The organism is Alterinioella sp. B-7, from assembly GCF_056857775.1.
Genome location: NZ_JBSXNT010000025.1, coordinates 81,348 through 107,904, shown reverse-complemented (window position 1 = coordinate 107,904; position 26,557 = coordinate 81,348). Strand labels below are relative to the sequence as shown.

The 26,557-nt window shown below is 66.0% G+C and carries 24 protein-coding genes; 8 read left to right on the top strand and 16 right to left on the bottom strand.

Annotated features, from left to right (window positions below):
• Positions 1-105: 105 nt before the first annotated feature.
• Positions 106-1,395, top strand: a complete 1,290-nt coding sequence (locus AC13C7_RS06420) for a urate hydroxylase PuuD (protein WP_172319752.1) — start codon at positions 106-108, stop codon at positions 1,393-1,395.
• On the opposite strand, the gene rpe is transcribed toward AC13C7_RS06420, so the two are convergent.
• The 7 genes from rpe to AC13C7_RS06385 all read right to left on the bottom strand — a co-directional run bounded on the left by rpe (position 1,375) and on the right by AC13C7_RS06385 (position 9,254).
• A complete protein-coding gene (rpe, locus tag AC13C7_RS06415; protein WP_482866942.1) occupies positions 1,375-2,064 on the bottom strand; it encodes a ribulose-phosphate 3-epimerase in 690 nt (229 codons plus the stop codon). The genes AC13C7_RS06420 and rpe overlap by 21 nt on opposite strands.
• A 132-nt stretch (positions 2,065-2,196) precedes the next feature.
• Entirely contained in the window at positions 2,197-3,642 is a 1,446-nt protein-coding gene (locus AC13C7_RS06410; protein ID WP_482866941.1) for an aldehyde dehydrogenase family protein, read from the bottom strand.
• Position 3,643: 1 nt separating this feature from the next.
• The gene (locus AC13C7_RS06405; RefSeq protein ID WP_482866940.1) at positions 3,644-5,221 is read right to left on the bottom strand and encodes an ABC transporter ATP-binding protein; all 1,578 of its coding nucleotides are present in this window, start codon (positions 5,219-5,221) and stop codon (positions 3,644-3,646) included.
• Complete coding sequence (locus AC13C7_RS06400; RefSeq protein ID WP_172319756.1) at positions 5,218-6,042, bottom strand: ABC transporter permease; 825 nt, start codon at positions 6,040-6,042, stop codon at positions 5,218-5,220. The genes AC13C7_RS06405 and AC13C7_RS06400 overlap by 4 nt, the downstream gene beginning before the upstream one ends.
• On the bottom strand, positions 6,039-7,055 hold the full coding sequence (locus AC13C7_RS06395; protein WP_482866939.1) for a glycosyltransferase family 2 protein: 1,017 nt from the start codon (positions 7,053-7,055) through the stop codon (positions 6,039-6,041). The genes AC13C7_RS06400 and AC13C7_RS06395 overlap by 4 nt, the downstream gene beginning before the upstream one ends.
• Positions 7,042-8,313 carry an FAD-dependent oxidoreductase gene (locus tag AC13C7_RS06390; RefSeq protein WP_482866938.1) on the bottom strand — a complete coding sequence of 424 codons (1,272 nt, stop codon included), beginning with the start codon at positions 8,311-8,313 and terminating at the stop codon, positions 7,042-7,044. Before AC13C7_RS06390 ends, AC13C7_RS06395 begins: the two co-directional genes overlap by 14 nt.
• The gene (locus tag AC13C7_RS06385; protein WP_172319759.1) at positions 8,310-9,254 is read right to left on the bottom strand and encodes an ABC transporter permease; all 945 of its coding nucleotides are present in this window, start codon (positions 9,252-9,254) and stop codon (positions 8,310-8,312) included. Before AC13C7_RS06385 ends, AC13C7_RS06390 begins: the two co-directional genes overlap by 4 nt.
• A 195-nt stretch (positions 9,255-9,449) precedes the next feature.
• Between AC13C7_RS06385 and AC13C7_RS06380 the strand changes: the two genes are divergently transcribed.
• Positions 9,450-10,661 (top strand): aminopeptidase P family protein, encoded by a 1,212-nt coding sequence (locus tag AC13C7_RS06380; RefSeq protein ID WP_482866937.1) that lies wholly within the window; start codon positions 9,450-9,452, stop codon positions 10,659-10,661.
• A gap of 394 nt (positions 10,662-11,055) precedes the next feature.
• Here the strand turns inward: AC13C7_RS06380 and AC13C7_RS06375 are convergent, their stop codons facing one another.
• The 3 genes from AC13C7_RS06375 to AC13C7_RS06365 form a co-directional block, all read right to left on the bottom strand.
• Positions 11,056-12,525, bottom strand: a complete 1,470-nt coding sequence (locus AC13C7_RS06375) for an ABC transporter substrate-binding protein (RefSeq protein WP_482866936.1) — start codon at positions 12,523-12,525, stop codon at positions 11,056-11,058.
• Between the two features lie 133 nt (positions 12,526-12,658).
• Complete coding sequence (locus AC13C7_RS06370) at positions 12,659-12,811, bottom strand: hypothetical protein (RefSeq protein WP_482866935.1); 153 nt, start codon at positions 12,809-12,811, stop codon at positions 12,659-12,661.
• Between the two features lie 172 nt (positions 12,812-12,983).
• Complete coding sequence (locus AC13C7_RS06365; protein WP_482866934.1) at positions 12,984-14,270, bottom strand: acetylornithine deacetylase/succinyl-diaminopimelate desuccinylase family protein; 1,287 nt, start codon at positions 14,268-14,270, stop codon at positions 12,984-12,986.
• Positions 14,271-14,383: 113 nt separating this feature from the next.
• Between AC13C7_RS06365 and AC13C7_RS06360 the strand changes: the two genes are divergently transcribed.
• Positions 14,384-14,992, top strand: a complete 609-nt coding sequence (locus AC13C7_RS06360) for a DUF1523 family protein (protein ID WP_172319766.1) — start codon at positions 14,384-14,386, stop codon at positions 14,990-14,992.
• A gap of 215 nt (positions 14,993-15,207) precedes the next feature.
• On the opposite strand, the gene AC13C7_RS06355 is transcribed toward AC13C7_RS06360, so the two are convergent.
• The 4 genes from AC13C7_RS06355 to AC13C7_RS06340 all read right to left on the bottom strand — a co-directional run bounded on the left by AC13C7_RS06355 (position 15,208) and on the right by AC13C7_RS06340 (position 19,883).
• Positions 15,208-15,651, bottom strand: a complete 444-nt coding sequence (locus AC13C7_RS06355; RefSeq protein WP_482866974.1) for a MaoC family dehydratase — start codon at positions 15,649-15,651, stop codon at positions 15,208-15,210.
• 117 nt (positions 15,652-15,768) lie between these two features.
• Positions 15,769-16,641: a TIGR01459 family HAD-type hydrolase gene (locus AC13C7_RS06350; RefSeq protein WP_482866933.1), complete on the bottom strand. Its 873-nt coding sequence runs from the start codon at positions 16,639-16,641 to the stop codon at positions 15,769-15,771.
• Positions 16,642-16,834: 193 nt separating this feature from the next.
• Complete coding sequence (locus AC13C7_RS06345) at positions 16,835-18,793, bottom strand: bifunctional 2',3'-cyclic-nucleotide 2'-phosphodiesterase/3'-nucleotidase (RefSeq protein WP_482866932.1); 1,959 nt, start codon at positions 18,791-18,793, stop codon at positions 16,835-16,837.
• Positions 18,794-18,959: 166 nt separating this feature from the next.
• Positions 18,960-19,883 (bottom strand): manganese-dependent inorganic pyrophosphatase, encoded by a 924-nt coding sequence (locus tag AC13C7_RS06340; RefSeq protein WP_446120185.1) that lies wholly within the window; start codon positions 19,881-19,883, stop codon positions 18,960-18,962.
• A gap of 240 nt (positions 19,884-20,123) precedes the next feature.
• On the opposite strand from AC13C7_RS06340, the gene groES reads away from it, so the two are divergent.
• A complete protein-coding gene (groES, locus tag AC13C7_RS06335) occupies positions 20,124-20,411 on the top strand; it encodes a co-chaperone GroES (protein WP_172319770.1) in 288 nt (95 codons plus the stop codon).
• A 49-nt stretch (positions 20,412-20,460) separates the two neighbouring features.
• The gene (groL, locus tag AC13C7_RS06330; protein ID WP_172319771.1) at positions 20,461-22,110 is read left to right on the top strand and encodes a chaperonin GroEL; all 1,650 of its coding nucleotides are present in this window, start codon (positions 20,461-20,463) and stop codon (positions 22,108-22,110) included.
• A 129-nt stretch (positions 22,111-22,239) separates the two neighbouring features.
• Here the strand turns inward: groL and AC13C7_RS06325 are convergent, their stop codons facing one another.
• The gene (locus tag AC13C7_RS06325) at positions 22,240-23,196 is read right to left on the bottom strand and encodes a LysR family transcriptional regulator (protein ID WP_482866931.1); all 957 of its coding nucleotides are present in this window, start codon (positions 23,194-23,196) and stop codon (positions 22,240-22,242) included.
• 99 nt (positions 23,197-23,295) lie between these two features.
• Here AC13C7_RS06325 and AC13C7_RS06320 point away from each other — a divergent pair, with 99 nt between their 5' ends.
• The 3 genes from AC13C7_RS06320 (at position 23,296) to AC13C7_RS06310 (ending at position 26,082) form a co-directional block, all read left to right on the top strand.
• On the top strand, positions 23,296-23,940 hold the full coding sequence (locus AC13C7_RS06320) for a sulfotransferase family protein (RefSeq protein WP_172319773.1): 645 nt from the start codon (positions 23,296-23,298) through the stop codon (positions 23,938-23,940).
• A 121-nt stretch (positions 23,941-24,061) separates the two neighbouring features.
• A complete protein-coding gene (locus AC13C7_RS06315; protein WP_482866930.1) occupies positions 24,062-25,207 on the top strand; it encodes an alpha-D-ribose 1-methylphosphonate 5-triphosphate diphosphatase in 1,146 nt (381 codons plus the stop codon).
• Complete coding sequence (locus AC13C7_RS06310) at positions 25,204-26,082, top strand: DMT family transporter (protein WP_172319775.1); 879 nt, start codon at positions 25,204-25,206, stop codon at positions 26,080-26,082. Before AC13C7_RS06315 ends, AC13C7_RS06310 begins: the two co-directional genes overlap by 4 nt.
• Here AC13C7_RS06310 and AC13C7_RS06305 read toward each other — a convergent pair.
• Positions 26,052-26,492 (bottom strand): NUDIX domain-containing protein, encoded by a 441-nt coding sequence (locus AC13C7_RS06305; RefSeq protein ID WP_172319776.1) that lies wholly within the window; start codon positions 26,490-26,492, stop codon positions 26,052-26,054. The genes AC13C7_RS06310 and AC13C7_RS06305 overlap by 31 nt on opposite strands.
• Positions 26,493-26,557 lie beyond the last annotated feature (65 nt).

Below are 26,557 nucleotides of genomic sequence, written 5' to 3'. Positions count from 1 at the left end.
TAGCGGATTTTTGAAACAGCTGGGCAATTTCTTGCAATACCGACAAAAGCGCCTTTCAGATAGAAATGCCACAGCGATTTTCACGATTCCGAGGGGACCCGCGCGATGCAAGATTTTCTGATCATCTGGGATTGGCTGGGCTTCGCCGTGCGCTGGCTGCATGTCATCACCGCGATCGCCTGGATCGGCTCCAGCTTCTACTTCGTGGCGCTCGACCTGGGGCTGCAAAAGGCCCCCGACATGCCGGAAGGCGCGCATGGCGAGGAATGGCAGGTCCATGGCGGCGGCTTCTACCATATCCGCAAATACCTGGTGGCCCCGTCCGAGATGCCCGAGCATCTGACCTGGTTCAAATGGGAAAGCTACATGACGTGGCTCTCGGGTGCGGTGCTGCTCATGATCGTCTACTGGGCGGGGGCGGAGCTTTACCTGATCGACCCCAACAAGGCCGATCTCGCCACCTGGCAGGGCATCGTGATCTCCGCCGCGTCGCTGACCATCGGCTGGCTGGTCTATGACTTCCTGTGCAAGTCGAAACTGGGCGAAAGCCCGACCACCCTGATGCTGCTGCTGTTCGTCCTGCTGGTGATCATGGGCTGGGGCTATGACCAGATCTTCACCGGCCGCGCCATGCTGCTGCATCTGGGGGCCTTCACCGCCACGATCATGACCGCCAACGTGTTCTTCATCATCATGCCAAACCAGCGCATCGTGGTGAAGGATTTGCAGGAGGGCCGCACGCCCGACGCGAAATACGGCAAGATCGCCAAGCTGCGTTCGACCCATAACAACTACCTGACGTTGCCGGTCATCTTCCTGATGCTGTCCAACCACTACCCGCTGGCCTTCGCCACCGAGTATAACTGGATCATCGCGGCGCTGGTCTTCCTGATGGGCGTCACCATCCGCCACTTCTTCAACACCATGCACTCCCGCAAGGGCGAGCCCTACTGGACCTGGGCCGTGACCGCCGCCCTCTTCATCGTGATCATGTGGCTCTCGACCGCCGGGATCCAGCAAGACAGCTGGGAGGAAAGCGAGGCCCGCGACCTGACCGCCCGCGAGGAGGTGCTGGTCGCCGCCGCCGGTTTCGAGGATGTGTCGGCCATCGTTCCGGGCCGCTGCGCCATGTGCCACGCGCGCGAGCCCTCCTGGCCCGGTATCCGCCGCGCGCCGCGCGATATCTTGCTGGAAACCCCCGCCGACATTGCCCGCGCGGCGCAGGTGATCTACCTTCAGGCGGGGCTGACCGACGCGATGCCGCCCGCGAACGTGTCCTACATGGAACCCGAGGAGCGCGCGATCATTCGCAGCTGGTATCGCGCCGCGGGCGAGGAGGCGGCGCTTGGCATGGCGATGCTGGACAGCCTGGTCTCAGGCGCGGCCAGCCAGTGAGGCGCGGATCGCGCGGATGTTCTCGCCATAGGGCGCGGGGTCGGAGACCGAGCCGCCCCTGAACACCGCCGATCCGGCAACCAGCACGTCGGCCCCGGCCTCGACCACCATCGGGGCGGTGTTCGGATCGACGCCGCCATCGACCTCGATATGCACGGGCCGGTCACCGATCATCCCGCGCAATTTCGTGATCTGCTCCACCTGGGTGCGGATGAATTTCTGCCCGCCGAAACCGGGGTTGACCGTCATCACGCACACCAGATCGCAGAGATCCAGCAAGGGTGCCGCCGCCTCGACCGGCGTGCCGGGGTTGAGCGCCAGCCCCGCCTTGACGCCCGCGCCGCGAATGGCCTGAAGCGTGCGATGCGTATGCGCGCCCGCCTCGAGATGCGCGGTCAGGATGTCAGCACCCGCATCGGCGAAGGCGTCGATATAAGGGTCCACCGGCGCGATCATCAGATGCACATCCATCACCGTCTTGATATGGGGCCGGATTGCCTTGCAGAGCGTCGGGCCGAAGGTGAGGTTCGGCACGAAATGCCCGTCCATCACATCGACATGGACCCAATCGGCGCCCTCAGCCTCCACGGCCTCGATCTCGGCCCCGAAATTGGCGAAATCGGCGGAGAGGATGGAGGGCGCGATCTTGACGGTGCGGTCAATGGGCATGGGATGATCCTTGGCTGCTGGCGTAGGGCGGAGTTACCCCTCCACACCGGTTTGTTCAAGCGGCCCAAGCTCTTTCGAAAGAGCTTGCACGCGATTTCGAAATCGCGTTCCCGCGCGGCGTCGACGCCGCGCTTACCCGTGCCAGGCCGCAACCGTCTTCAACACAGAGAACCCGTAAAGCGCCTCGAACCCCTTTTCGCGCCCGTGCCCCGAATGGCCGACCCCGCCAAAGGGCAGTTCCACACCGCCGCCCGCGCCGTAATTGTTCAGGAACACCTGGCCCGCGCGCAGGCGTTTGGCCAGCCGCATCTGCCGCCCGCCATCCGCCGACCAGACCGAGGCGACCAGCCCGTAGGCGGTGCCATTGGCGATCTCGACGGCATGCTCCTCGTCGCGGAAGGGGAGGATCACCTGCACAGGCCCGAAGATCTCGTCCTGCGCCAGCGCGTGATCCGGGCCAATACCGGAAATCAGGGTCGGCGCGACGTAGTGGCCACCACCCGGCGCATCGTCGACGATGCGCCCCCGGCTCAGCACATGGTTGTCGTCGGTCTTCGACAGGAACCCCTCGACGATTTTCTTCTGTTTCGCCGAGATCAGCGGCCCGACCCGGTGATCCTCCATCGCGGGGCCGACCGTCAGCCCGTCATAGGCCGCCGCCATATGGGTGCAGAGCTCGTCATAGATGCTCTCATGGACCAGGATGCGCGACGAAGCCGAACAGGTCTGCCCGGCATTCTGGATCCCTGCATTGACCAGGAAGGGCAGGGCGCGGTCGAGGTCGGCATCGGCAAAGACCAGTTGCGGCGACTTGCCGCCAAGCTCCAGCGTGACCGGCACGATATTGTCGGACGCCGCCCGCTGCACCAGCTTGCCGACGCCCACCGACCCGGTGAAGGAGATGTGGTTGACGCCGGGATGCGCGGTCAGCGCCGCGCCCGCCTCCTCGCCCAGACCCGGCACCACGTTCAGCGCCCCATCGGGCAGCCCCGCCTGCCGCGCCAGATCGGCGAAGGCCAGCGCCGACAGGCACGCCTCCTCCGCCGGTTTCAGAACGCAGGCATTGCCCATCGCCAGCGCCGCGCCGACCGAGCGCCCGATGATCTGCATCGGGTAGTTCCACGGCACGATATGGCCCGTGACGCCATGCGGCTCGCGCAGGGTGTAGACGGTGAACCCGTCCTGAAACGGGATCGTCTCGCCCATCACCTTGTCGGCGGCCCCGCCATAGAATTCCATGTAGCGGGCCAGCGCGACGGCGTCGCTTTTCGCCTGCGCCAGTGGCTTGCCTACATCGGTCGCCTCGATCTCGGCCAGCGCGTCGATCTTCTGGCTGATCAGCCAGGAGAGCCGCATCATCACCCGGCCCCGTTCTGCGGCTGTCATCGCGCCCCATTCGCCCGCCAGCGCTTCCCGCGCGGCCTGCACCGCGGCGTCGATATCGGCGGCCTGCCCGCGCGCGATGCGCCCGATCTCCTCTCCGGTCGAGGGGTTCTCAAGGGGCAGCGTCTCGCCGCTTTCGGGCAAGTACCAGCGCCCGCCAATGAACACCTCCGCTGAATCGAACCAAAGCTGCATCTCAGGACTCCTTTCGGGAAAACGCGGGCAGGCGCGGGGCGGCGGCCAGAAGCGCCTGCGTATAGGGGTGCCCAGGCGCGTCGAAGACGGCTTCGGTGGCGCCTTCCTCGACGATCTCGCCGGATTTCATCACCAGCACCCGGTCGGTGATGGCGCGCACCACGGTCAGGTCATGGCTGATGAAGAGGTAGCTTAGGTCGAGACGCGTCTGCAAATCCGCCAGCAGATCGAGGATCTGCGCCCGGATCGAGACGTCCAGCGCCGATACGGCCTCGTCCAGCACAAGGATACGCGGGTTGGTGATGAGGGCGCGGGCAATGGCGATGCGCTGGCGCTGCCCGCCGGAGAACTCATGCGGGTATTTCTCCATATCGCTGGCCGACAGCCCGACCTCCTCCAGCGCGCGCCCGACCTGTTCGCGCCGCTCAGATGCCTGCGGCTTGTCGCTGATCAGGTGAAAGGGCTCGGCCACCAGATGCTCGACCTTCCAGCGTGGGTTGAAGCTGCCGTAAGGGTCTTGAAACACGACCTGGATACCTGCGCGCATGGCATGCGGCATGGTCGGGCTGACCGCATGGCCGAAGGCGCGGATCCCGCCGCCCTGGATCGGGTCGAGCCCCAGGATCGCGCGGGTCAACGTCGATTTCCCGCAGCCGCTTTCGCCGACAAGCCCCAGGCTTTCGCCCTCATGCAGGGTCAGGCTGACCTGGTTGACGGCCTTCACCGGCGGGCCACGCCGGACCCCCTTGCGCGGGCCGGGATATTCGCGGGTTGCCTGTCTCACCTCCAGCAGGGCCTGCCCGTGCGGGGCGGAGCGGCGGGTCGGCTGGTGGCGCGATGCCTCGAACAGCGACCGTGTATAGGGGTGGCGTTGCTCGCGCAGAACCACATCCGTCGCGCCATGTTCCACCAGCACGCCGCGTTGCATGACCCCGATATGGTCGGCCATGTCGGCGACAACGGCCAGGTCATGCGTGATGAGCAGCAGCGCCATATCCTCATCATCCACCAGATCGCGCAACAGCGTCAGGATTTGCGCCTGCGTGGTCACGTCCAGCGCTGTCGTCGGCTCATCCGCGATCAGGAGGCGCGGGCGCAGCGCAATGGCGGTGGCGATGCAGACGCGCTGCCGCTGGCCACCCGACAGCTCATGCGGAAAGCGGTCCAGATCAATCTGGGAAAGCCCGACCCGGTCGAGCTTTTCGCGCGCCAGGTCCAGCGCCTCGCGCCGCCCTGCCGCGCCGTGGATACGCAGGGTCTCGGCCACCTGGTCGCCGATGCTGCGCACGGGGTTGAGCGCGGTCATCGGCTCCTGGAAGATCATGCCGATATCATTGCCGCGCAAACCGCACATATCGCGCTCGGACAGCGTCAGCAGGTCGCGCCCATCCAGCCGCGCCGCGCCGCTGGTCCGCGCCCCCTGCGGCAGAAGCTGCATCAGGCTGAGCGCCGTCATCGACTTGCCCGAGCCGCTTTCGCCGACCAGCCCGAACACCTCGCCCGCGCGCATCTCGAAAGTCACGCCCTTCAGGATCTCCATCCCGTAGATATCGAGCGAGAGCCGGTCGATCCCGATCATGCGCGCACCCGCCTCAGGCGCGGGTCCAGCATGTCGCGCAAGCCGTCGCCCATCAGGTTGAGGCCAAGCACCATGAAGACGATGGCCAGCCCCGGCAGCACCGCCAGCATCGGGTGGCTGTAGATCATCGTCTGCGCATCGGCCAGCATCCGGCCCCAGCTTGGCACCGGTGGCTGCACCGAGAGGCCGACATAGGACAGCGCCGCCTCGGCCAGGATGCCGAGCGAGAACTGGATCGTGGCCTGCACGATCAGCAGGCTGGAGATATTGGGCAGGATATGCTCGGCGCTGATCCGCGTCTTGTTCTTGCCCGCCACCCGTGCGGCGAGGACGTAATCGAGCGTCCAGAGGCTCAGCGCGCCACCCCGCGCGACACGGGCGAAGACGGGGATGTTGAAGATGCCGATGGCGATGATCGCGTTGAAGGCGGAGGGGCCGAACACGGCGGTGATCAGGATGGCGATGACGAGGCTGGGGAAGGCAAAGATCAGGTCATTGCCGCGCATGATCACTTCATCCAGCAGGCTGCCCCGGTTGGCGGCGGCCGCCAGACCAAGCGGCACGCCAAGCGCCACGCCGATCCCCACCGCGACCAGCGCCACCGCGATGGAAATGCGGGCGCCCACCATCAGCATCGACACCATGTCGCGCCCGAACTGGTCGGTGCCAAGCCAGTATTCCGCCCCCGCCGGGCGCAGCCGGTCGGCGATGATGAGGGTCTCGACGTCATGCGGCGTCCAGACCAGGCTGAGCAGCGCGATGACAAGGAAGAGCACCGACAGCACGGCTCCGATGACCAGCGAGAGGGGGAGGCGGGTCATGACGCGCTATCCTTTACCGCAGGCAGCAGATCCCGATGCCGCAGAACTTCGAGGCGTTGGGTGACACGCGACTGAAACCCCCTGCGCAGGGCCGGGGTCGGGGTTTCCTCCCAGTGCCTCATGCAGGCCCGCGAGATCCAGCGCGGCACCGGGGCGGGCCGATGCGTCAGGCAACGGGTTTCCCCGGCCTCGCGGATGCCCTGCTGGTCGGCAGGATCGGACAGATGCCCCAGCCCAAGCGCCGTCAGATGAACGCAATGCGTCATCCAGGCCGCCGCGACATTGGCGTCCGGGGTCTTCTTCCATTCCGTGTGGGTGTTGGCGCCGTGATAGTGCTTGCGGTAGAGCGGGCGCGGCACGGCGATCATCGGCCCCAGCACGGCCTGCTGCATGATCCAGGTGCTGTCGACGAACAGATCCCCCATCGGGTTCGGCTGCAACGCCAGCGCGCGCCAGCAGGGGGGCGTGCGGTTGACGGCGCGAATGCTGACGCCCGGATAGTCATCCGTGATCACATCCATGATCCGCTGCCGCAGCGTGCCGGTATGTGCCTTGGCGGCGATCCTGACCCCCTCCCGGTCCTCCAACCCGGCCAAGGAGATGTCGCTATAGGCGGCCGAGGCACCGGGGTCGTCCTGCAACGTGCCGACCAAGGTGGCGTAGTAGGTGGGGGCGGGCTCGTCATCATGCGGCAGGATGGCGAAATAGGGGGAACTCGCCAGCGCGACCAGCCGGGTCTTGTTGCGCACCCATCCAAGTCGGGCCGTCTGATGGATCACCCGGATTCCGGGATCGGCGCAGAGCCGGTCGATCTCGGGCGCGTCATGGCCGCCGTCATTGGACAGGATCACCTGGAAATCCCGAAAGGTCTGGCGGCGCAAGGCGTTCAGTGTGCGATCCAGGAACGGCGTTGCGCGGTAGGCGGGAATACAGATCGTCAGCGCCGGTCGTGCACGGTAGCCGATCGGACCAGTTGGGGCGACGGCGGGCGGGCTGCGGTCAGATTGCGGCATGGATCACCTTGCGGGGCAGGAGCGCATCGGCGGTGGCCAGGGCCAGGGCGGGGGCGGTCGTGTACTTGCCGGTGTCCAGGGTGAAATAGCCGGGGGCCAACCGGTGCAGCCCGATGGCATGGCGTTCGTGCAACTGGCTTTTCGTGTCGTCGATATCGGATGTGCCGCGTGCCACGATGAACCCGCCGCTGACCGTTTGGGGCCTGTCGAAATCCGGCACCGGCAGGTCCGACAGCGCGGGATAGAGGCGCGACAGGTTGGCGACGGTCTGGCGATGCAACCTGCGGGTTTGCGCCGCGGAGGGCTGCGGCGGTCGCATCTCGGGGCCGGTCGTCGCCGAGACCATTCCCGCCGGGTACCAGGACAGGTAGACCCGACCGCCAGGATAGGCGACCACATCGCCATAGGTGCCGAGAAAGGCGGTCATGTTGCGCAGATCCTTGCCCCCGGGGCCGGTCTCGATATTGACGCTGAACTTGAAGCGCGTGAACCAGTCGGCCCCGTCGTCAAAGCCCGAATCCCGGTCGATCTGCCTGCGTCCGGCCCAGGCCGCGTTCACGACCTGGCGAAACGGCCCATGGTCGGTGACAGCCGAGCCGTCGCATTGGATCGACCAGCCGCCCTTGCGGGGCGAACACCGGCGCACCCGGCTCTTCAGACGGATGCAAATGCGCTGATGCCGATGGATGGCCGCAGCGATCGCATCGGCCAGCGCGAAGGTATCGACCGCCCGCTCCGGCGTCGTGTAGGCCGCCACGACATCCCGAGGGCCCATACGGTAGGGCGACGGATCGAGCCGCTGCCAGGGCTCCAGCCGGTCCTCGCCCAGATAGCGCCGCGAGCCGTCCGACGCCTCCGCGATCAGTCGATCGACGGCGCTCAGATGTGCCTCCAATTGCTCGGGCGACAATTGGCTGTCATGGGGCACCAGGTAGTCGAACGGATCGGTAAGGGCCGCGTCGAATGCCCTTGCGCCGACCCACCGCTCGATGATCGGGCGGAACGCCAGCGCGCCCTCGATCATCCGGCGCGCCGTCTGACCGGTGGAATCGGCGGCGTAGACGTAACCGAGGTGGATCTTGCCCTCGTTCACGCGCGACGCGTGGCGCAGCACGTGGCTATCGGCCTCGAACAGCACGACAGAAGCGCCCCGGTCGGCGGCCTCCAGCGCCACCAGCGCACCGGCCATGCCGCCGCCGATCACGGCGATGGTCTCGTCCCCTCGTGCGGCGTGTTGGCCCGGAGGCAGGACAGTCATGACCGCCTCCGCAATCTCGGATCGGCCAGCGCATAGGCAATATCGACCAGGAAAGTGACCAGGATCACGGCGAAGACCAGCAGCATGGTGACAGATTCCACCACCACCAGGTCGCGCTGCGTGATGCCCTGAAAGATCAGCCGCCCGAGGCCGGGCAGGAAAAACACGTTCTCGATGATGATCGCGCCCGCCAGCAGGAACGAAAATTGCAGCCCGATGATCGTCAGCACCGGGATCAGCGCATTGCGGAGCGCGTGGCGCAGCGTCACCTGGCGGCGTGTCAGCCCCTTGGCCCGCGCGGTGCGGATGTAATCCTGCCCCATGGTCTCGATCAGGGCGGAGCGCATCACGCGCGCCAGGATCGCTGCTTGCGGCAGGGCAAGGGCCACGGCGGGCAGCAGCAGGGATTTCAGCGCCGCGCCGGGCGCCTCCCAGCCCGGAAAGCCGCCCGCGTTGAACCAGCGCAGGTTGACCGCGAAGACCAGCACCAGCAGCATGGCGAACCAGAAATTCGGCACCGCGATGCCCAGTTGCGTGCCGCCCATGATGGAATAATCCGCCGCCGTGCCGCGCTTTGACGCCGCGATCAGGCCGATGGGAAACGCGATCAGAGTGGACAGGATCAACGCGAACCCCGCCAGAGGCAAGGACACCCAGAGCCGTTGCAGGATCAACTCCGACACCGGCACGCGGTAGGTATAGGAGGTGCCGAAATCGCCCTGCACCAGTCCGGTGATCCAGGTGATGTAGCGGCTGACCTTGCTGCCTGTCAGGCCCAGGTCTTCGCGCAGGGCCTGCACTGTCTCCTCGTTGGCGTTGAGGCCGAGCATGAAGGCCGCCGGATCGCCCGGAACCACCTCGATCACCACGAAGATGACGAGGCTTGCGGCAATCAGGCTGAGGCCGAGCGAGACAAGACGCCCGAGGATAAAGCGCAGCATGGGCGCGACGTTAGAGGGCGGCGCGCGCGAGGGCCAGAGGCTTGTTGGGCGCGCAGGCGAAGATTGCGTATCGCCGGGATTTCGGATACCGGTCGGCGCGAGACTCAGGGCGATGGCGTCGCCCCGGCAGGTGGGTTCAGTCTGCCGCAGTATCCGCCCTGAACGCCGGGGCCTTTCTGAAAGGGAGGGTCCGCGATGTCCAACACGCGCCCGGAATTCTATCGTTTTCACAATGGCGACAAGCCCGCACTGCAATTCGCGCAGGCCGAGTATGACGCCCGCCTGATGGGCTTGCGCGCGATCATGGACGCCAATGGCGTCGATGCGGTCGTGCTCAGCTCCATGCACAACATCGCCTATTACTCGGGCTTCCTCTATTGCGCCTTCGGGCGCGCTTACGCGCTGGTCGTGACGGCGCGCGAGGCGGTGACGATCTCGGCGGGCATCGACGCAGGCCAGCCCTGGCGGCGGGGGGCGACCGACAACATCACCTATACCGACTGGCAGCGCGACAATTACTGGCGCGCGATTGTCCATGTCGCGGGCAAGGGCAAATCCGTGGGCATCGAGGGCGATCACCTGACCCTGGCGCAGAGCGAGAAGATGCGGGCCTTCATGCAGCCATCCTCGGTCACCGACATCGCGCCGATGACGATGCAGCAGCGGATGCGCAAATCGCCCGCCGAGCTGGAGATCATCCGCGCGGGCGCCAACACGGCCGATGTCGGCGGCTACGCGATCCGCGATGCGGTGAAAATCGGCGTGCGCGAGATCGACATTGCCATGGCGGGCCGCGATGCGATGGAACTGGAGATCGCCAAGCGCTTCCCCGTTGCCGAATATCGCGACACCTGGGTCTGGTTCCAGTCGGGCCTGAACACCGACGGCGCGCATAACCCGGTGACGGCGCGCAAGCTGGAACGGGGCGATATTCTGAGCCTCAATACATTTCCCATGATTTCAGGCTATTACACGGCGCTGGAGCGCACCATGTTCGCGGGCGAGGCCGACGCGGCGTCGCTCAAGATCTGGGAGGCGAATGTGGCCGCGCATGAATATGGCATGAGCCTGCTGAAACCGGGTGCCAGCTGTTCCGAGGTGACGCTGAAGATCAACGATTTCTTCGCCGAGCGCGACCTGCTGCAATACCGCACCTTCGGCTATGGCCATTCCTTCGGGGTGCTGTCGCATTACTACGGGCGCGAGGCCGGACTGGAACTGCGCGAGGATATCGACACGGTGCTGGAACCCGGCATGGTGATCTCGATGGAGCCGATGCTGACGATTCCCGAGGGCCAGCCGGGGGCGGGTGGCTACCGCGAGCACGACATCCTGTTCATCACGGAAGGTGGCAACGAGAACATCACGGGCTACCCCTACGGGCCGGAGTTCAACGTCGTCGGATAGGCCAAAATGGCCATGCACCCTACGTACACCCCCCGATACACCCCCCGTGCATACCGGGGATCGCAGGGCGTGGCTTGGGCGCCGTCTTGTCGGGCGGCGCCCATGTGGTGTCTCGGCGCTTGCGCGCCGACCGGCGGGCGGCCCACGTCAGGCCCCCTTCGGGAGCCCTCCTTGGGCCGCATTGCCATGCGCGTGGGGCGGGGGGCGGTATTCGGGTTGGGACCGTTCCAGCGCGGGTCAGGGGGCGGAGCCTCCCCTTTGCAGCGGCTTACGCCGCCTATCGGGCAATGGGCGGAGGTATTTATCGGCAAAATGAAAGCGGAATCAGCCGAGGAGCGCCCGGCACCGGGGGCGAGGAGGCCCCCGCGTTCGGGCGGGGGCCCCAATGGTCAGGTCAGTCGGTCCAGCGCACATCCGTCAGGTCATTGGCCTGGGTCGGAGAGTTTTCCCACAGACCTTCGATATCGGCATTCGCGACGCCGATCTTGGCCAGCTGGAACAGGAACCCGTTGACGTAATCGGCGGCGATCATCTCCTGCGCCTGTTGCAGGAGGGCCGAGCGCTCCTGCGGATCGGTGGTCAGGGTCAGCGTGTCCATCAGCGCGTTGAACTCGGGGTTGTCATACTGGAAATAGTAATCCTCCCGCGCGTAGATGCCGATATCCATGGGTTCGGTATGGCTGACGATGGTCAGGTCATAGTCATGGCCCCGGAACACCTGTTCCAGCCATTGCGCCCATTCCAGGTTGGTGATCTCGATATCGAGGCCCACGTCGCGCAGTTGCGCCGCCACGATCTGGCCGCCCTGCCGCGCATAGGAGGGTGGCGGCAGCATCAGGCGCAGGGTGATGCCCTCGGCCCCGGCCTCGGCCAGCAGGGCGCGGGCGGCGTCGGGGTCATATGGTGAGTTGCCGGTGAGATCGACATAATCGGGATGGTGCGGCGCGAAATGGCTGCCGATGGGGGTGCCATAGCCGAACATCGCCCCGTCGATGATGTCCTGCCGGTTGATCGCATGGGCGATGGCCTGGCGCACGCGGATGTCGCTGAGATACTCGGCCTGGTTGTTGGTCGAGAGGATGGTTTCCCCTTCCGTCGAGCCGACGATGACGTTGAAGCGGGGGTCTGCCTCGAACTGGCCCAGGGTCTCGGGCGCGGGGAAGTTGGGGAAGGCATCGACATCGCCCGCCATCATCGCGGCAAAGGCCGCGTTGGGGTCCGAGATGAAGCGGAAGGTGGCCGCCTCCAGCGCCGGGGCCTCGCCCCAGTAATCGGCGTAGCGGGTCAGTTCCACCCGGTCGCCCTGCACCCATTCCGAGAAGGCGAAGGGACCGGTGCCGATGGGGTTGGTCTCCAGGCTGTCCGCGCTTTCCGGCGCGACCATCACGGCATCGCCCCAGGCCATGTTGAACAGGAAGGAGCCGTTCGGGTCGGAGAGCGTCACCACCAGCGTGGTGTCATCCGCCGCCTCGACGCTTTCGATCCCCGCGAAAAGCGCGGGCTGCGCATTGGTGGAGCCTTCCGCGCGGGCGCGGTCGAGGCTGAAGACGGCATCTTCCGCCGTGAAATCACTGCCGTCATGGAAGGTCACACCCTCGCGCAGGTGGAAGGTGTAGGTCAGACCGTCCTCGGAGATGTCCCAGGACGCGGCCAGCCCCGGCACCACGGCCCCGTCCGACGCAAAGCGCGTCAGCCCCTCGAAGACATTGGCATAGACCACCTCGTCGATCGCGGCCGCGGCCCCGCCGGTCGGGTCGAGGTTCGGCGGCTCAAGCACCATGCCGACGGTGATATCGGTGTTGGAGGCAAAGGCGGCGCCCGTGCCGAGCAAAAGCGCCAGCGCGGTGCTGTGCAGAAGTTTCATGTCCCATCTCCCTGTCATGCCCGAGGATGTCGCGGGCTCGGGGGACATCAAACGCGCGTGACCGGGTCAGATCAAGTATCGCGTTGCGGAATCTTGCGGATTCCGGGTGCAGGGAGAGGCAGGACGGCCCGGATCAGGCGTCGTCGCGGCGGCTGAGGTATTCGGTCCAGTGCGGGATCGTCCTGGGCGCGGCGGGCTTCGAGGGCGCGTCGGTGGTCGCGGCGGGGCGCAGGCGCAGGCCCGACAGAAGCAGGGCATAGGGGGAGGTGTGCAATGCGAGGGCCATCTGGCGTCTCCGTTCTTTCATGGTATTGCCCCGTCGGGGGCGGTCGGAGGGGGTATAGGCCGCGCCGCAGGCCCTTCGCCACAGATCATTCGGCATTGCCGGATTGCGCCAGGCGCAAGGCTCGCCTCCGGCGGAAACGGTTTGCGGTCAGGGATTTGGCCCCGCGTGACGCTCAGGCCAGCAGTTCCTCCAACGTCAGCGCCATCACCTTGGCGCTGTCCAGCATGTCCTGCACGCCGATCCATTCATCCGGCTGATGCGCGAGGTCCAGGATCCCCGGCCCGTAGGCGATGCAGTTCTTCAGCTTGCCGATCCGGTCGATATGCTTCTGGTCATAGGTGCCGGGGGAGACGACGAATTCGGCCTGCCTGTCCAGCACCCTGGCAATCGCGCCCTGCACCGTGCGCACCACGGGCGCGTCCTCTTCTGTCATGCTGGGCTGCACTTCGAAGAGATCGCGGATCTCGTAGTGGAAATTCGGACGGCTGGCCTTGATGCCCTCCAGCATCTTGCGCATCTCGGCTTTCACCTCGCCGATCTCCTCCTCCATCAGGAAGCGGCGGTCCAGCACGATGCGGCAGCGGTCGGCAACGCAAGGCGAGGGCAGGCCGGTATAGTCGATCTCCTGTTCCGGCTCGCCGCCATGGATCGAGTTGATGTTCAGCGTCGATTGCTTCGCGCCCTCGGGCACCACCGGCATTGCGGTGCGCTTTGAGGCCAGGAGGGGGTAGAGGCTCGCCTCCATCTCCTCCAGCACCGCGCCCATGTGGCGGATGGCGCTGTCGCCCAGGAACGGCATCGAGCCATGCGCGATGCGGCCATGGGTCTCGACCTCGGCCCACCAGACGCCGCGATGGCCCAGGCAGATGCGGTCCTTGTTGAGCGGCTCGGGGATGATGACATGCTGGACCCTTTCGGGGCTGAACCAGCCATGTTCGGCCAGGTAGGCCACCCCGCCATAGCCGCCCGATTCCTCGTCCGCCGTGGCGCTGATCTCGATGGCGCCGGAATAATCGGGGAAACAGGCGATAAACGCCTCGGCGGCGATGACCGAGGTGGCGAGCCCGCCCTTCATGTCGCAGGTGCCGCGCCCGTAGATGCGACCGTCCTTCAATTCCGCCCCGAATGGGTCGTAGCTCCAGCCATGGCCGACCTCGACCACGTCGTGATGACTGTTGAAATGCACGCACTCGCCGGGGCCGCCCGATCCGTGATGACGCGCGACCATGTTCCAGCGCTGGTATTTCTCGCTGTCGGCGGGCGCCCCCTTGGCGCGGATCATATCGACATGGAAGCCCTTGCGCGCCAGCCGGTCGCCCAGGAAATCGCAAATCTGGTGGTAATGCCGCCCCGGCGGGTTCAGCGTGGCGATGCGCACGAGATCCTGGGTGAGGGCGATCAGATCGGCCTCGCGGGCGGCGATCTCGGCGAAGAGGCGGGTGGGGGTCGGGTTGGTCATGCCCCATACTCTGCGCGCCGCGTGACCGGCCCGCAAGCCCCCGCATTTGGGTTGGAGCGGGCGCGCGAACGCGCTAAGACCTTGGAGGAGTTCGGATATGGGGTGATGCCGCGATGAGATGGGCCCGCTGGATAATTCTGCTGCTGATCGCGGCCGCGATCGGGGCCGTCCTGCATTACAACCTGCCGCAGCGCGACGTGGTGCGGGTGGTGGAGACGACCGAGATCCGGATCGACTTCTCGGCCTGGAACCGGCCCTTCTATACCTCGGGCGACTCGGGCGGCGGCACCAACCTGGACCAGCGCGATATCCGCTTCATCCGCACCATCCGCCCCGATGGCCGCCCGTCGGTCTATCGCAACGAGGATACCGGCTGGTTCGGCTGGCCGCCCTATTTCAAGACCGACAGCGAGGATCTGCAGACCGAGGCGGGGGCGCTGGTTTCGGATGCGGACAGCCCCGACTGGGTGCTGGTGACGCATTACGGCTGGCGGTCGAACCCGCTCTCGATCTATCCCAACGCGATCTCGATCCGGCCCGTGGACGGCCCGGATGACAAGCCCTTCCCCTGGTCCAACATCATCGTCCTAGCGCTGCTGGTGCTGGCGGGTTTCGCGCTCTGGCGGCTTTGGGAGCGGTTCGAGGAGCGGGTTGTCGTGCCGATTGTCGATGGCGTGTTGGTGCGCTGGGCCAAGCTCAAGGACTGGGTCCGGGGCCGCTGACCGGTCCGCGTCAGGCCCCCTCGCGGGAGCCCTCCTTGAACCGGATTGCCATGGATGGGTGCGCGGGCGGCGGTCCTCGCGAAGAGGCCGGGTCGCAAGCCCATGCGTCAGGGCTCAGGTATTTGGACGAAGAAGATGACGGCAATCGGGCTCAGATCTTCCATCACCGCCCGGAACGACGTCGAAGGCGTCGCAACCCGCATGTGAACATCGCCTCAGTCGAATTTCCGCGACGGGGCCAGCACCACGGCCTCGCCCCTGAGCACGGGCTTGCCGTCGATGCTGCATTCGGTCACCATCACAACCTTGCGCTTGGCGATATCCATGTCGGTCACGCGGACCTCGGCGCGCACGATGTCGCCGGGGCGAACGGGCGCGAGGAATTTCAGCGTCTGGCCGAGATAGACCGTGCCATGGCCCGGCAACTGTTCCCCGATCACGGCCGAGATCAATCCCGCCGTCAGCATGCCATGCGCGATGCGGCCCTCGAAGATTGTGTCCTGCGCATAGGCGTCGTCCAGATGCACCGGGTTGTAATCGGTGGAGACCTCGGCGAACAGTTCGATATCGCGATCCGTCACTTCTTTTACAAGATGTCGGGTCATGCCGATCTCGATATCTTCGATGCAGATCGTGCCGCGGGGGAAGTTGTCCAGCATATCCGGGATCCTGTCAGCCATTTGGCAAGATCATAGACCAGAATCGAAAATGCTGCAATGCAGAAGTAATATAAAGTCAGGTGTATGGCCGTTTGGTGAAATTAAATTGCGCGACCCCTATCGCAGATAGCCGATCGACCAGCGGGCCGAAAGCTGCGCCTCGTCCAGATAGGCCGCCAGTTTCTCCGGGTCGGGCTGGCCGGAGGTGCCGGTTTCGCCCCGCGCCAGACCGCCGGTGATGAAGAGCGCGTCGATCCCCTCGCCAAGCGCGCCCTGGATGTCGGTGCGGATGCCGTCGCCCACGGCCAGCACGCGCTCGGGCGCAAAATCGACCTGCAACTGCGCCAGCCGCATCCGGGCCAGTTCATAGATCGGGGCGTGCGGCTTGCCGAAATAGAGGCTCTCGCCGCCCATCTCGGTGTAGAGCGCGGCAATCGCGCCGGCGCACCATTCCCGTGCCTCGCCGCGATCGACCACGATATCGGGATTGGCGCAGAGCAGCTTGAGCCCGCGCGCCTTGGCGGAGAGCAGTTGCGGGCGCAAGGTTGACGGGTCGGCCTTCGGGTCGAAGGGGCCGGTGCAGACGATGCCCTCGGCCTGTTCCAGGTCGACTCGCTCGATCTCGACCGCGTCGCCGACGATCTCCATGGGCGCGAAGAAGCCTTCGTCATGCGCCTCGCCGATATGCCAGACCTTGTGGCCCACCATGCCGCGCAGCATGGCGGCGCGCGCGCTGTCGCCCGAGGAGGCGATGATGTCCCAACAGTCGCGCGGCACGCCCAACTTGTCCAATTGCCGCTCGACGCTGGCGCGCGGGCGGGGCGAGTTGGTCAGTAGCAGCACGGTGCCGCCGCCTGCCTTGAAGCCGCGCAAAGCCGCGACCGCGTCGGGAAAGGCGGTCAACCCGTCATGCAGGCAGCCCCAGAGATCGCAATAGAGCACGTCATAGCGGTCGGAGACCTCGGAGAGGGCGGAGATGATCTGGGTCATGGCGGGCCTCCTGGGTTGCGGGTCGCGCCCATGAATAGGGGCGCGGTGCAGGATTTGGAAGGGGTAGGCGGGCCCGCCCGCCCACCCCTTTTTCGGGGCGCTGCCCGTCGCCATTGTCGCTCGGACCAATGGTGCAACAATGACGACCCCCGAGGTATTTCCGGCAAAATGAAAGGGGTCCGGGGGCCTGGCGTCAGAGCGTGATGCGGAAGCGGGCGAAGCCATCGGGGCCGTCGCCCGCCGGTTCGATCTCGACCCCCGGAACGCCGTCGGCATAGGGGGCCGCATCGGGGCCGGTATCGAACAGCACCGTGGTGTCCGCGAGCGGCGCGAAGGACCAGTTGCCATCCGCCGCCGGGTTGATGGTGCCCTGTTCCACGATATAGCGCACGATCACGTCGCGGTTGGTGTCGGGGCCCTCGAACACGGTGGTTTCCGGCGAGGCGCCGGGGAAGTCGCCGCCGCCGCCCGCGCGGTAGTTGTTGGTGGCCACGATGAACTCCATATCCGGCGTCACGGGTTCGCCGTTATAGGTCAGGTTGACGATCCGCTGCGCATCGGGGTTCAGCGGCTCGCCGCGGGCGGTGAAGCGCGAGGGCTGGCTGAGGTCGATCTGGTAGTCCACCCCGTCGATCACGTCGAAATTGTAGGAGGGGAATTCGTCGTTCAGCAACACCTGGTCCTGTTCGCCCGGCGTGATCTGGTTGAAGATACCGGCGGAGCGTTCCAGCCAGGCCTGCAATTGTTCCCCATTGATGCGCACCGCGCGCACCGTGTTGGGGTAGAGGTAGAGGTCGGCCACGTTGCGGATCGCCACGTCGCCCACGGGCACGTCGGTGTAGTATTGCGGCCCGCCCCGGCCCCCGGCCTTGAAGGGCGCGGCGGCCGACAGGATCGGCAGGCCCTCATGCTCGGTGCCCGCCATCATCTGCTCGATATACCAGATCTGCGCGATCGAGACGATCTGCACCGAAGGGTCATCGGCGACCAGCGCGAAATAGCTGTGCAGCGGCGCCTCGGTCCGGCCCACGGCGCGGCGGACATAATCCAGCGTCGCCTCATGTTCCTCTTGCGCGGCGGCCTCGACCTCCTCGACGCTTTCGACCAGGGCCGTGATCGAGCGGTCCTCGTTGCGCATCGAGATGGGGCGAGCTTCGGTCTCATGCGCGACGATGCGCCAGGTGCCGCCCTCGCGCGCCAGCATCAGGTCGATGAGGCCCATATGGCTGCCCCAGAAGCCGCCCATCGTGGCGGGCTTGCCCATGATCGTGCCGGTATCGGCATCGACCCCGGCGGCCTCCGCGTAATCCGGGCCGGGGAAGACGCGGTGATGGTGGCCGGTCAGGATCGCGTCGATGCCTTCGACGGCGGCCAGCGGGATCGAGGCGTTTTCCTGGCCATCGACATGATCCGCCTCGCCGATGCCGGAATGCGATAGCGCGATGATCAGGTCGGCGCCTTCCTCGCGCATTTGCGGGACATAGGCGCGCGCGGTTTCCACGATGTCGCGGGCCTGCACGTTGCCCTCCAGGTGCTGGCGGTCCCAGTTCATGATCTGCGGCGGCACGAAGCCGATGAGACCGATCCGGATGTCATGCGTCTCGCCCGCGCCATCCGTCACCTGGTGGTCGAAGATCGCGTAGGGCGGCACAAGCGTCACGTCTTCGCGCGGGCCTGCCCCCATCTCGCGGACGACATTGGCCGAGATCACGGGGAAATTCGCGCCCGAGACCGTGTTCATCAGGAAATCCAGCCCGTAATTGAACTCGTGATTGCCAAGCGTCGAGCCCTGGTAGCCAAGCACGTTCATCGCCGAGATGATGGGGTGCATGTCGCCCTCGGACATGCCGCGCTCATAGGCGATGTAATCGCCCATCGGGTTGCCTTGCAGGAAATCGCCATTGTCGAGCAGCAGCGAATTGGTGCTTTCGTCGCGCACCGCCTGGATCAGCGCCGCGGTGCGGCTGAGGCCCACGGTATCGACGGGGCGGTCGCCGTAATAATCATAGGGGAAGACATGCACATGCAGGTCGGTCGTTTCCATGATCCGCAGATGCGCCTGGTTGGCCTGCGCATTGGCGGAAAACGGGTGCAGGGCGATGAAGCTGGCAGAGCCTGCAAGGAACGTGCGGCGGTCGATGATGAATGCCATGGGGGAACCCTCCTGTCGGTATCGGCTTGTTATCCGTATGCCCCGATCATGACGGTTTTTTACCAATCGGTCAGTGATTCCTTGCCTCGCCCGCTGAACGCGCAAAAAAAGGGCGGCTCGTTCGGAACCGCCCCTCGCAATGTCACCGCATCGCAGGGTTGTCGGGTTACATCGCCAGGTTCGGGATGATCTGTTTCTTGCGGCTGACGACACCCGGCAGCACCACGGTGTCGGCGTCGCCGCAGACGGTGGCAAAGCTCTTCTCCGCTACCTGCCGGGTCAGCGCGTTGGGGATCAGCATGGTGCTTTCCTCGTTCAGGATATCGACGACGAAGAGAAGAACCTGATCGACGCCATCTTCTTCCGCGACGGCCTTCATGCTCTCCATGAGGCTGGCCTTGCGGTCCAGAACCGTGTCGGGCGAGGTGGTCTCCAGGACCGAGACGCGGAACTTGGTGTCGCCGACGGCATATTCCTTGCTGTCCATGCGCAGCAATTCGGCATCCGAGAAGCGCGAGACATCGGATTTGGCGGCGAACATCTCGGCGGCGTAGTCGCCCACGTCGATCCCCAGATCGCTGGCCAGCGCCGCCACGACATCGCGGTCGGCCTGGGTCGTGGTGGGCGAGCGGAATTCCAGCGTGTCCGAGAGGATGCAGGACAGCATCGCGCCCTTGATCGCCTCGGGCATCTTGGCGGCATCCGCGCCCATCAGGTCATGCATGATGGTGGCGGTGCAGGCGACGGGGCGGATGGTGATGTCGATCGGGCCTTTCGTCTCCAGCCCGCCGACCAGCTTGTGATGGTCGATGATGGCCTGGATGTCGGTGGCGTTGATCCCCTCGGGCAGTTCGGCGGGGTTGTTGGTGTCCACGATGACCACGGGCGTGCCGGGTGCCACCTCCGAGATGATCTCGGGCTTGTCGAGGTTCCAGCGTTCCAGCACGAAGGCGGCTTCGGTGTTGGGCTCGCCGAGCAGGCGGGCGCTGGCGGTCTCGCCCATCACCTCGTTCAGATACCAGGCCCAGATCAGGGGCGAGCCGGTGGAATCGGTGTCGGGTGATTTGTGGCCGAATACGAGTGTGGTCATGGGTCAGGGTCCGTCAATCATGTGCGAAATCTGGCGTCTTATAGGGGCGCGGGCCGGGCTTGTCATGGGGCGATTGCGCGCGGGCGGCTTTGCAGCGGGCGCAAGGGCCGTTGGGCGCGCGATTTGTTTCGGCGCGGTTGTTGACAGGCGCGGGGCCGCCGCATATCTACCCTCCGTTATCACTCGACAGGGATGAGTGCTAACGACACGTATAACACGAACCGAAGGAGAGTTCGACAGATGGCATTTGCACCTCTGCATGACCGGGTTCTGGTCGAGCGCATTGAAAGCGACGAAAAGACCGCAGGCGGCCTGATCATCCCCGACAGCGCGAAAGAGAAACCCGCCGAAGGCAAAGTGGTTGCCGTTGGCGCCGGTGCCAAGGACGAGGATGGCGACCGCATCGCCATGGACGTCAAGGAAGGCGACAAGGTCCTGTTCGGCAAGTGGTCCGGCACCGAGATCACGCTTGACGGCAAGGAACTGCTGATCATGAAGGAAAGCGACATCCTCGGGATCATTTCCTGAGCACTCGCTGACCTCCAACCCGAATTTCAAGAGATAGGAGCAAGCTGACATGGCTGCCAAGGACGTCAAATTTGACACCGATGCCCGCAACCGCATGCTGAAAGGCGTGAACATCCTCGCCGATGCGGTCAAGGTTACCCTCGGCCCCAAGGGCCGCAACGTGATCCTCGACAAATCCTTTGGTGCACCCCGCATCACAAAGGACGGCGTCACCGTCGCCAAGGAAATCGAGCTGGACGACAAGTTCGAGAACATGGGCGCGCAGATGGTGAAGGAAGTCGCTTCCCGCACCAATGACGAAGCCGGCGACGGCACCACGACCGCCACCGTGCTGGCCCAGGCCATCGTCAAGGAAGGCCTCAAGCAGGTTGCCGCCGGCCTGAACCCGATGGACCTCAAGCGCGGCATCGACATGGCCGTGACCAAGGTCATCGCGCATATCAAATCCTCTGCCCGCGACGTGTCCGACAGCGCCGAAGTGGCCCAGGTCGGCACCATTTCCGCCAATGGCGAAGCCGAGATCGGCCGCCAGATCGCCGATGCGATGCAGAAGGTCGGCAATGACGGCGTCATCACCGTCGAGGAAAACAAGGGCCTGGAGACCGAAACCGAAGTCGTCGAAGGCATGCAGTTCGACCGCGGTTACCTCAGCCCCTATTTCGTCACCAACCCCGACAAGATGATCGTGGACCTGGAAGACGCCGTGATCCTGCTGCACGAGAAGAAGCTCTCCTCGCTGCAATCCATGGTTCCGCTGCTCGAATCCGTGATCCAGAGCCAGAAGCCGCTGCTGATCATCGCCGAGGACGTGGAAGGCGAAGCGCTGGCCACCCTCGTGGTCAACAAGCTGCGTGGCGGTCTGAAGATCGCGGCCGTCAAGGCACCGGGCTTCGGCGATCGCCGCAAGGCCATGCTGCAGGACATCGCGATCCTGACCGGCGGCCAGGTGATCTCGGAAGACCTGGGCATGAAGCTGGAGAATGTCACCATGGACATGCTCGGCTCGGCCAAGAAGATCTCGATCACCAAGGACGAGACCACCATCGTGGACGGGGCCGGCGAGAAGGCCGAGATCGAAGCGCGCGTCGCCCAGATCCGCACCCAGATCGAGGAAACCACCAGCGATTACGACAAGGAAAAGCTGCAAGAGCGCGTGGCCAAGCTGGCCGGCGGTGTTGCCGTGATCCGCGTCGGTGGCATGACCGAAGTGGAAGTGAAAGAGCGCAAGGACCGCGTTGACGATGCGCTGAACGCCACCCGTGCGGCGGTTCAGGAAGGGATCGTTGTCGGTGGCGGCGTTGCCCTCGTGCAGGGCGCCAAGGCGCTTGACGGCCTGACGGGTGCGAACTCGGATCAGGATGCCGGTATCGCCATCGTGCGCCGCGCGCTGGAGGCACCGCTGCGCCAGATCGCGGAAAACGCCGGTGTCGACGGTGCCGTTGTCGCGGGCAAGATCCGCGAAAGCGATGACCTCAAGTTCGGCTTCAACGCGCAGACCGAGGAATATGGCGACATGTTCAAGTTCGGCGTGATCGACCCGGCCAAGGTTGTCCGCACCGCGCTGGAAGACGCAGCATCCGTTGCATCGCTCCTCATCACCACCGAGGCGATGGTCGCTGACCGTCCCGCCAAGGAAGGTGCTGGCGGCGGCGGCATGCCCGACATGGGCGGCATGGGCGGCATGGGCGGCATGATGTAAGACGGATTTCCCCAAGGAAATCCGGCTGGTTGCGGCAGTCGCTTGCCCTCTGGGGGGCAAGCGATGAAAGCAACACCGCCAGTTTATTCAGAGGAAGGGGCTGCCAATCGGTGGCCCCTTTTTCTTTCCTCACCGTTCCGCGGCGACCAGCCTCGGCTCCACCAGTCGCCCGGCCTCGTCGTTCAGCGCACTGTAGGCCTCGATCACGATCTTCCTGATCCAGACCGAGGCCGGATCACTGGCCAGCCGCGAGGACCAGAAGAACCTTGTCCGGAACGGCGGCAGGTCGATCTGCGGGACCAGCGGAACAAGGCCATATCTCTGCATGTCCCAGGCCATCTGGATGCGGGGAAACGTGCCGATCATGTCGCTATTGGCCAGAAGCGGCCCGACGCTGGAGAACTCGGAAATCAGCGCCCCGATGCGCCGGTCGGGCGCGGGCGTCGCACTGCGCGTGTCGAAAGGGCTCGGCGCGTCATTGGCGATCGCCACCTGCACATGGGGGTAAGTCGACCACGCCTCCGGCCCCCAATGGGCCAGTGCCGGATGCCCCGCCCGCACGAAGCTGGTCCAGATGAAGCTTGGAACCTCGACCTCCTCGAGGCCATCGGGCAACCGTGTCTCGCCCGCCAGGTGGGCCAGGTCGACCAGCCCCTCGGCAACGGCGGCATAGACCGCGCGCGGGGCCGACAGCCATTCGAGCTTGGCCTTCGGCGCGGCCGCGTGAAGCGTGTTCATGACCTCCGACAGCACCCGCCCCGAGATCGGGCAGGCGATGCGGAACACCCGATCGCTGGTCGCCGGATCAAAGGGCTCGGGCGGCGCAAGAACACGCCTGATGCCGCGCAGGATCGGGCGCACATCCTCGATCAGCGCGACGGCGAAGGGGCTGGCCAGCATCTGCCCGCCGACCTTCACCAACACGGGATCGTCCAGTTGCTCGCGCAGCCGCGCCAGCGCGTGGCTGACCGCCGAGGGCGTCTTTCCAAGCACCTGCGCCGCGCCGGCAACGCTGCCCTCGCTCATCAGCGCCTCGAAAACCACGAGCAAATTCAAGTCGATCCGGTGAAGCTGAATTTCCTTCATGACCGCTGAAAACCTTTCGTTTGAGCGCCACCCCATCTTCGCGCAAGCTGCCCTCACCGCACAATCTATTTCCGAAACCTTCCTGAAAGGACCCATGCCATGGGACTGCAAATTATTGGCTCCGGCTTTGGCCGCACCGGCACGATGTCGACGAAAATCGCACTTGAGCAACTGGGCTTCGGCCCCTGTCACCACATGACCGAAGTGATGGCCAACCCCGACCAGCCGCCGCATTGGGATGCGCTGGCAGAGGGTCGCGAGGTCGATTGGGCCGACGTCTTCGCGGGCTACAGCTCGCAGGTCGATTTCCCCGGTGCCGCCGTCTGGCACCAGCTTTCCATCGCCTTCCCCGACGCCAAGGTGATCCACACCGAGCGCCCGGAGGAGGAGTGGTGGGCGAGTTACTCCAAGACTATCGGCAAGTTCTTCGCCCTGCGTGAAACCATGCCCCTGCCGCCCCCCATCGCGGCGATTTTCGAGACCATGGACAAGCTCTTGATCAAGGACGTGTTCGGCGGGCTCGACCGCGAAAGCTCGATCAAGGCGTACCGGCGCAACAATGCAAAAGTGCGCGAGGTCATCCCCGCCGACCGCCTGCTGGTCTTCACGCCCGCCGATGGCTGGGAACCGCTCTGCCGGTTCCTTGGCGTGGCGACGCCTGCGGGTGACTTCCCGCGCAGCAATGCCCGCGACGAGTTCTGGCAGCATTTCGGCGGCGAACCGGCGATGCCAGCCGCCGAGTGATCCCGGCAAACCTGCCCCCCCTGAGCCGACGCCCCCGCACAGACCTGCGGGGGCGTCTGGCGTGATTTTCTGCCGTCATGGGGCTTTCCTTTCGGCGCCGCTTTCGGCACTGCTTTGCCCCATGACGCTGCCGCCCCTGACCTTCACCAATGCCCGCGTGCTGACGCCGGATGGCCTTGGCGCGGCCCCGCTCTGCGTCGTCAAGGGCCAGATCGCTCCCGCTCCGGGCCGCGCGGGCCGCGAGATCGACCTCTCGGGCTTTCTCATCCTGCCCGGCATCGTCGATCCGCATGGCGACGGGTTCGAACATCACATGGCCCCCCGACGCGGCGCGGCGACCGATATGGGGCAGGGCTTGCAGGCGGTCGAGGCCGAGCTGGCCGCCAACGGCATCACCACCGCGATGCTGGCCCAGTTCTGGAGTTGGGAGGGCGGGATGCGCAGCCCCGATTTCGCGCGCGCCCTCGTCGCGGCGCTGCGCGACCACGACGCGCGGGCCGACCTGCGGGTGCAGTTGCGGCTTGAGATCGGCCTGCATGAGGAGTTCGACGCGGTGCTGGATTTCGTCGCGGCCAACCGCATCGGCCATGTCGTCTTCAACGATCACCTGCCGCATCGCCAACTGGCCGCGGGCAAGCGCGTGCCGCGCCTGGAGGGGCAGGCGCTGAAATCGGGCCGCTCGCCTGCCGCGCATCAGGCACTGTTGCAGGCTTTGCATGACGGGATGGGCACGGCCCGCGCCCGTCTGCCCGCCCTCTGCGCCGGGATGCAATCGCAAGGCGTGATCCTGGGCAGCCATGACGATGCAACGGCAGCGGCGCGCGAGACCTGGCGCGGGCTTGGCGCGCGCATTGCCGAGTTTCCCACCACGCGCGAGGCCGCCGACGCGGCGCGGGACGCGGGCGATCCCATCGTCATGGGGGCGCCCAATGTCGTGCGCGGCGGCAGCCACGACAAACGCCTGCCCGCGCGCGAATTGCTCGACGCCGGGGCCTGCACCGCGCTGGCCTCGGATTACCACTACCCCGCGCCTCTGGGGGCCGCGCGCAGGTTGGTGGCCGAGGGCTGGCCGCTGGAACGGGCTTGGCCGCTGGTCTCCCAAGCCCCCGCGCGCCTGTTGGGGCTGACCGACCGGGGCGTGCTGTCGCCCGGCAAGCGCGCCGATCTTGTCGTGCTGGACCCCGGTCTGAGCCGCGTCCAGATGACCATGGCGGGCGGCGCCGTCACCTATCTGGCGGGCCCGATCCTGAGCCGGGTGCTGGCATGAGCGGCCCCCGCCTGGCGCTGCTGACCGCGCTTACCATGCTGGCCTTTGCGGCCAATTCCATCCTCAACCGGCTGGCCGTGGGGGCAGAGCTGATCGACCCGATGGGCTTCGCGCTGGTGCGGGTCGTGTCCGGCGCGCTGATACTGGTCCTGCTGGCCGTGGCGCAGCACCGCGCCCTGCCGATGCTGGCGCGCGGTCGGGGTGTGGGCGCGCTGTCGCTGAGCCTCTACCTGATCGGGTTCTCCATCGCCTATGTGCATCTCGATGCCGGGATCGGGGCGTTGATCCTGTTCGGCCTGGTTCAGATCACGATGTTCGCGGGCGCCGTGATCGGCGGAGAGCGGGTAACGCCCCTGCGCTGGACCGGGGCGGGCGTGGCCTTTGCAGGTCTGGCCTGGCTGCTCTGGCCTGCGGGCAGCCTTCAGGTGCCATGGGTGGGCGCGGGCGCGATGGCGCTGGCGGGGGTCGGATGGGGGCTTTATTCGCTGGCCGGGCGGAAGTCCGCGGACCCGCTGAGCGCGACGGCGGCGAGTTTCCTCTGGGCGGTGCCCATCTGTGCCGTGGTCCCGATGCTGCTGCCCGCGCAGATCGACGGCGTGCCGATGACGGGCGCGGGGATTGCGCTGGCGGTCCTCTCGGGCGCGGTCACATCCGGGCTTGGCTACGCGCTCTGGTATCACGTGCTGCCGCGGTTGCAGGCGGCGGTGGCGGGGCTGGTGCAGCTCTCGGTGCCGGTGATCGCGGTCCTGGGCGGCGCGGTTCTGCTGGCCGAGCCCGCCAGCCTGCGCACACTCGGCGCGGGCGCGGTGGTTCTGGGGGGCATCGCGCTTGGCCTCTGGCCGCGTCAGCGCAGGATCGGCTCCAGCGGATCGTAGAGGATGCCTTGCCCCCAGGCGGCTGCGGCAAGGCTGTCGGGCTTGGCTTTCAGCCCCGCCATTTCAGCCCGCGAGAACAGCCTGCGATGCGTCACCACGCCCTCCGGGTCGCGCCAGCTGTCGTCGATCCGGCCCGCAAGCAATGTGCAGCGGAAATAGAGATCGACCTGGTGGAACGAGCTTTTCGGATCGTGAAACTCGTTGATCAGGCAGGGGTCGCCGACCGATACGGTCAGGCCGGTTTCCTCGTGAAACTCGCGCGCCAGGTTCTCGGGCAGGGACCTGCCCCGATCCACCCCGCCGCCGGGTGCACACCAAAGGCCGCCGCGATGCCCCGGCCAGGCATTGACCAGAAGCAGGCAGTCGTCGATCAGGAGGAGGCCGCGGGCGGCAAGGCGGGGGCAGGGCATGGGCGGGATGCTGCACCCCGCACGCGCCGGATGCAAGCCGGGGCTTGGCGGGGGGGTGCAAAAGC

Bases quoted from the DNA above. Each gene is read 5' to 3' on its own strand.
- AC13C7_RS06405 (WP_482866940.1), bottom strand. From the start codon at position 5,221: ATGATCGGGATCGACCGGCTCTCGCTCGATATCTACGGGATGGAGATC.
- AC13C7_RS06410 (WP_482866941.1), bottom strand. From the start codon at position 3,642: ATGCAGCTTTGGTTCGATTCAGCGGAGGTGTTCATTGGCGGGCGCTGG.
- AC13C7_RS06355 (WP_482866974.1), bottom strand. From the start codon at position 15,651: ATGCTGGACAACTTCCCCCGCGGCACGATCTGCATCGAAGATATCGAG.
- AC13C7_RS06320 (WP_172319773.1), top strand. From the start codon at position 23,296: ATGGGACTGCAAATTATTGGCTCCGGCTTTGGCCGCACCGGCACGATG.
- AC13C7_RS06365 (WP_482866934.1), bottom strand. From the start codon at position 14,270: ATGACCAACCCGACCCCCACCCGCCTCTTCGCCGAGATCGCCGCCCGC.
- AC13C7_RS06305 (WP_172319776.1), bottom strand. From the start codon at position 26,492: ATGCCCTGCCCCCGCCTTGCCGCCCGCGGCCTCCTCCTGATCGACGAC.
- AC13C7_RS06310 (WP_172319775.1), top strand. From the start codon at position 25,204: ATGAGCGGCCCCCGCCTGGCGCTGCTGACCGCGCTTACCATGCTGGCC.
- AC13C7_RS06380 (WP_482866937.1), top strand. From the start codon at position 9,450: ATGTCCAACACGCGCCCGGAATTCTATCGTTTTCACAATGGCGACAAG.
- AC13C7_RS06385 (WP_172319759.1), bottom strand. From the start codon at position 9,254: ATGCTGCGCTTTATCCTCGGGCGTCTTGTCTCGCTCGGCCTCAGCCTG.
- AC13C7_RS06315 (WP_482866930.1), top strand. From the start codon at position 24,062: ATGACGCTGCCGCCCCTGACCTTCACCAATGCCCGCGTGCTGACGCCG.
- rpe (WP_482866942.1), bottom strand. From the start codon at position 2,064: ATGCCCATTGACCGCACCGTCAAGATCGCGCCCTCCATCCTCTCCGCC.
- AC13C7_RS06420 (WP_172319752.1), top strand. From the start codon at position 106: ATGCAAGATTTTCTGATCATCTGGGATTGGCTGGGCTTCGCCGTGCGC.
- AC13C7_RS06390 (WP_482866938.1), bottom strand. From the start codon at position 8,313: ATGACTGTCCTGCCTCCGGGCCAACACGCCGCACGAGGGGACGAGACC.
- groES (WP_172319770.1), top strand. From the start codon at position 20,124: ATGGCATTTGCACCTCTGCATGACCGGGTTCTGGTCGAGCGCATTGAA.
- AC13C7_RS06340 (WP_446120185.1), bottom strand. From the start codon at position 19,883: ATGACCACACTCGTATTCGGCCACAAATCACCCGACACCGATTCCACC.
- AC13C7_RS06345 (WP_482866932.1), bottom strand. From the start codon at position 18,793: ATGGCATTCATCATCGACCGCCGCACGTTCCTTGCAGGCTCTGCCAGC.
- AC13C7_RS06400 (WP_172319756.1), bottom strand. From the start codon at position 6,042: ATGACCCGCCTCCCCCTCTCGCTGGTCATCGGAGCCGTGCTGTCGGTG.
- AC13C7_RS06325 (WP_482866931.1), bottom strand. From the start codon at position 23,196: ATGAAGGAAATTCAGCTTCACCGGATCGACTTGAATTTGCTCGTGGTT.
- AC13C7_RS06395 (WP_482866939.1), bottom strand. From the start codon at position 7,055: ATGCCGCAATCTGACCGCAGCCCGCCCGCCGTCGCCCCAACTGGTCCG.
- groL (WP_172319771.1), top strand. From the start codon at position 20,461: ATGGCTGCCAAGGACGTCAAATTTGACACCGATGCCCGCAACCGCATG.
- AC13C7_RS06370 (WP_482866935.1), bottom strand. From the start codon at position 12,811: ATGGCCCTCGCATTGCACACCTCCCCCTATGCCCTGCTTCTGTCGGGC.
- AC13C7_RS06350 (WP_482866933.1), bottom strand. From the start codon at position 16,641: ATGACCCAGATCATCTCCGCCCTCTCCGAGGTCTCCGACCGCTATGAC.
- AC13C7_RS06375 (WP_482866936.1), bottom strand. From the start codon at position 12,525: ATGAAACTTCTGCACAGCACCGCGCTGGCGCTTTTGCTCGGCACGGGC.
- AC13C7_RS06360 (WP_172319766.1), top strand. From the start codon at position 14,384: ATGAGATGGGCCCGCTGGATAATTCTGCTGCTGATCGCGGCCGCGATC.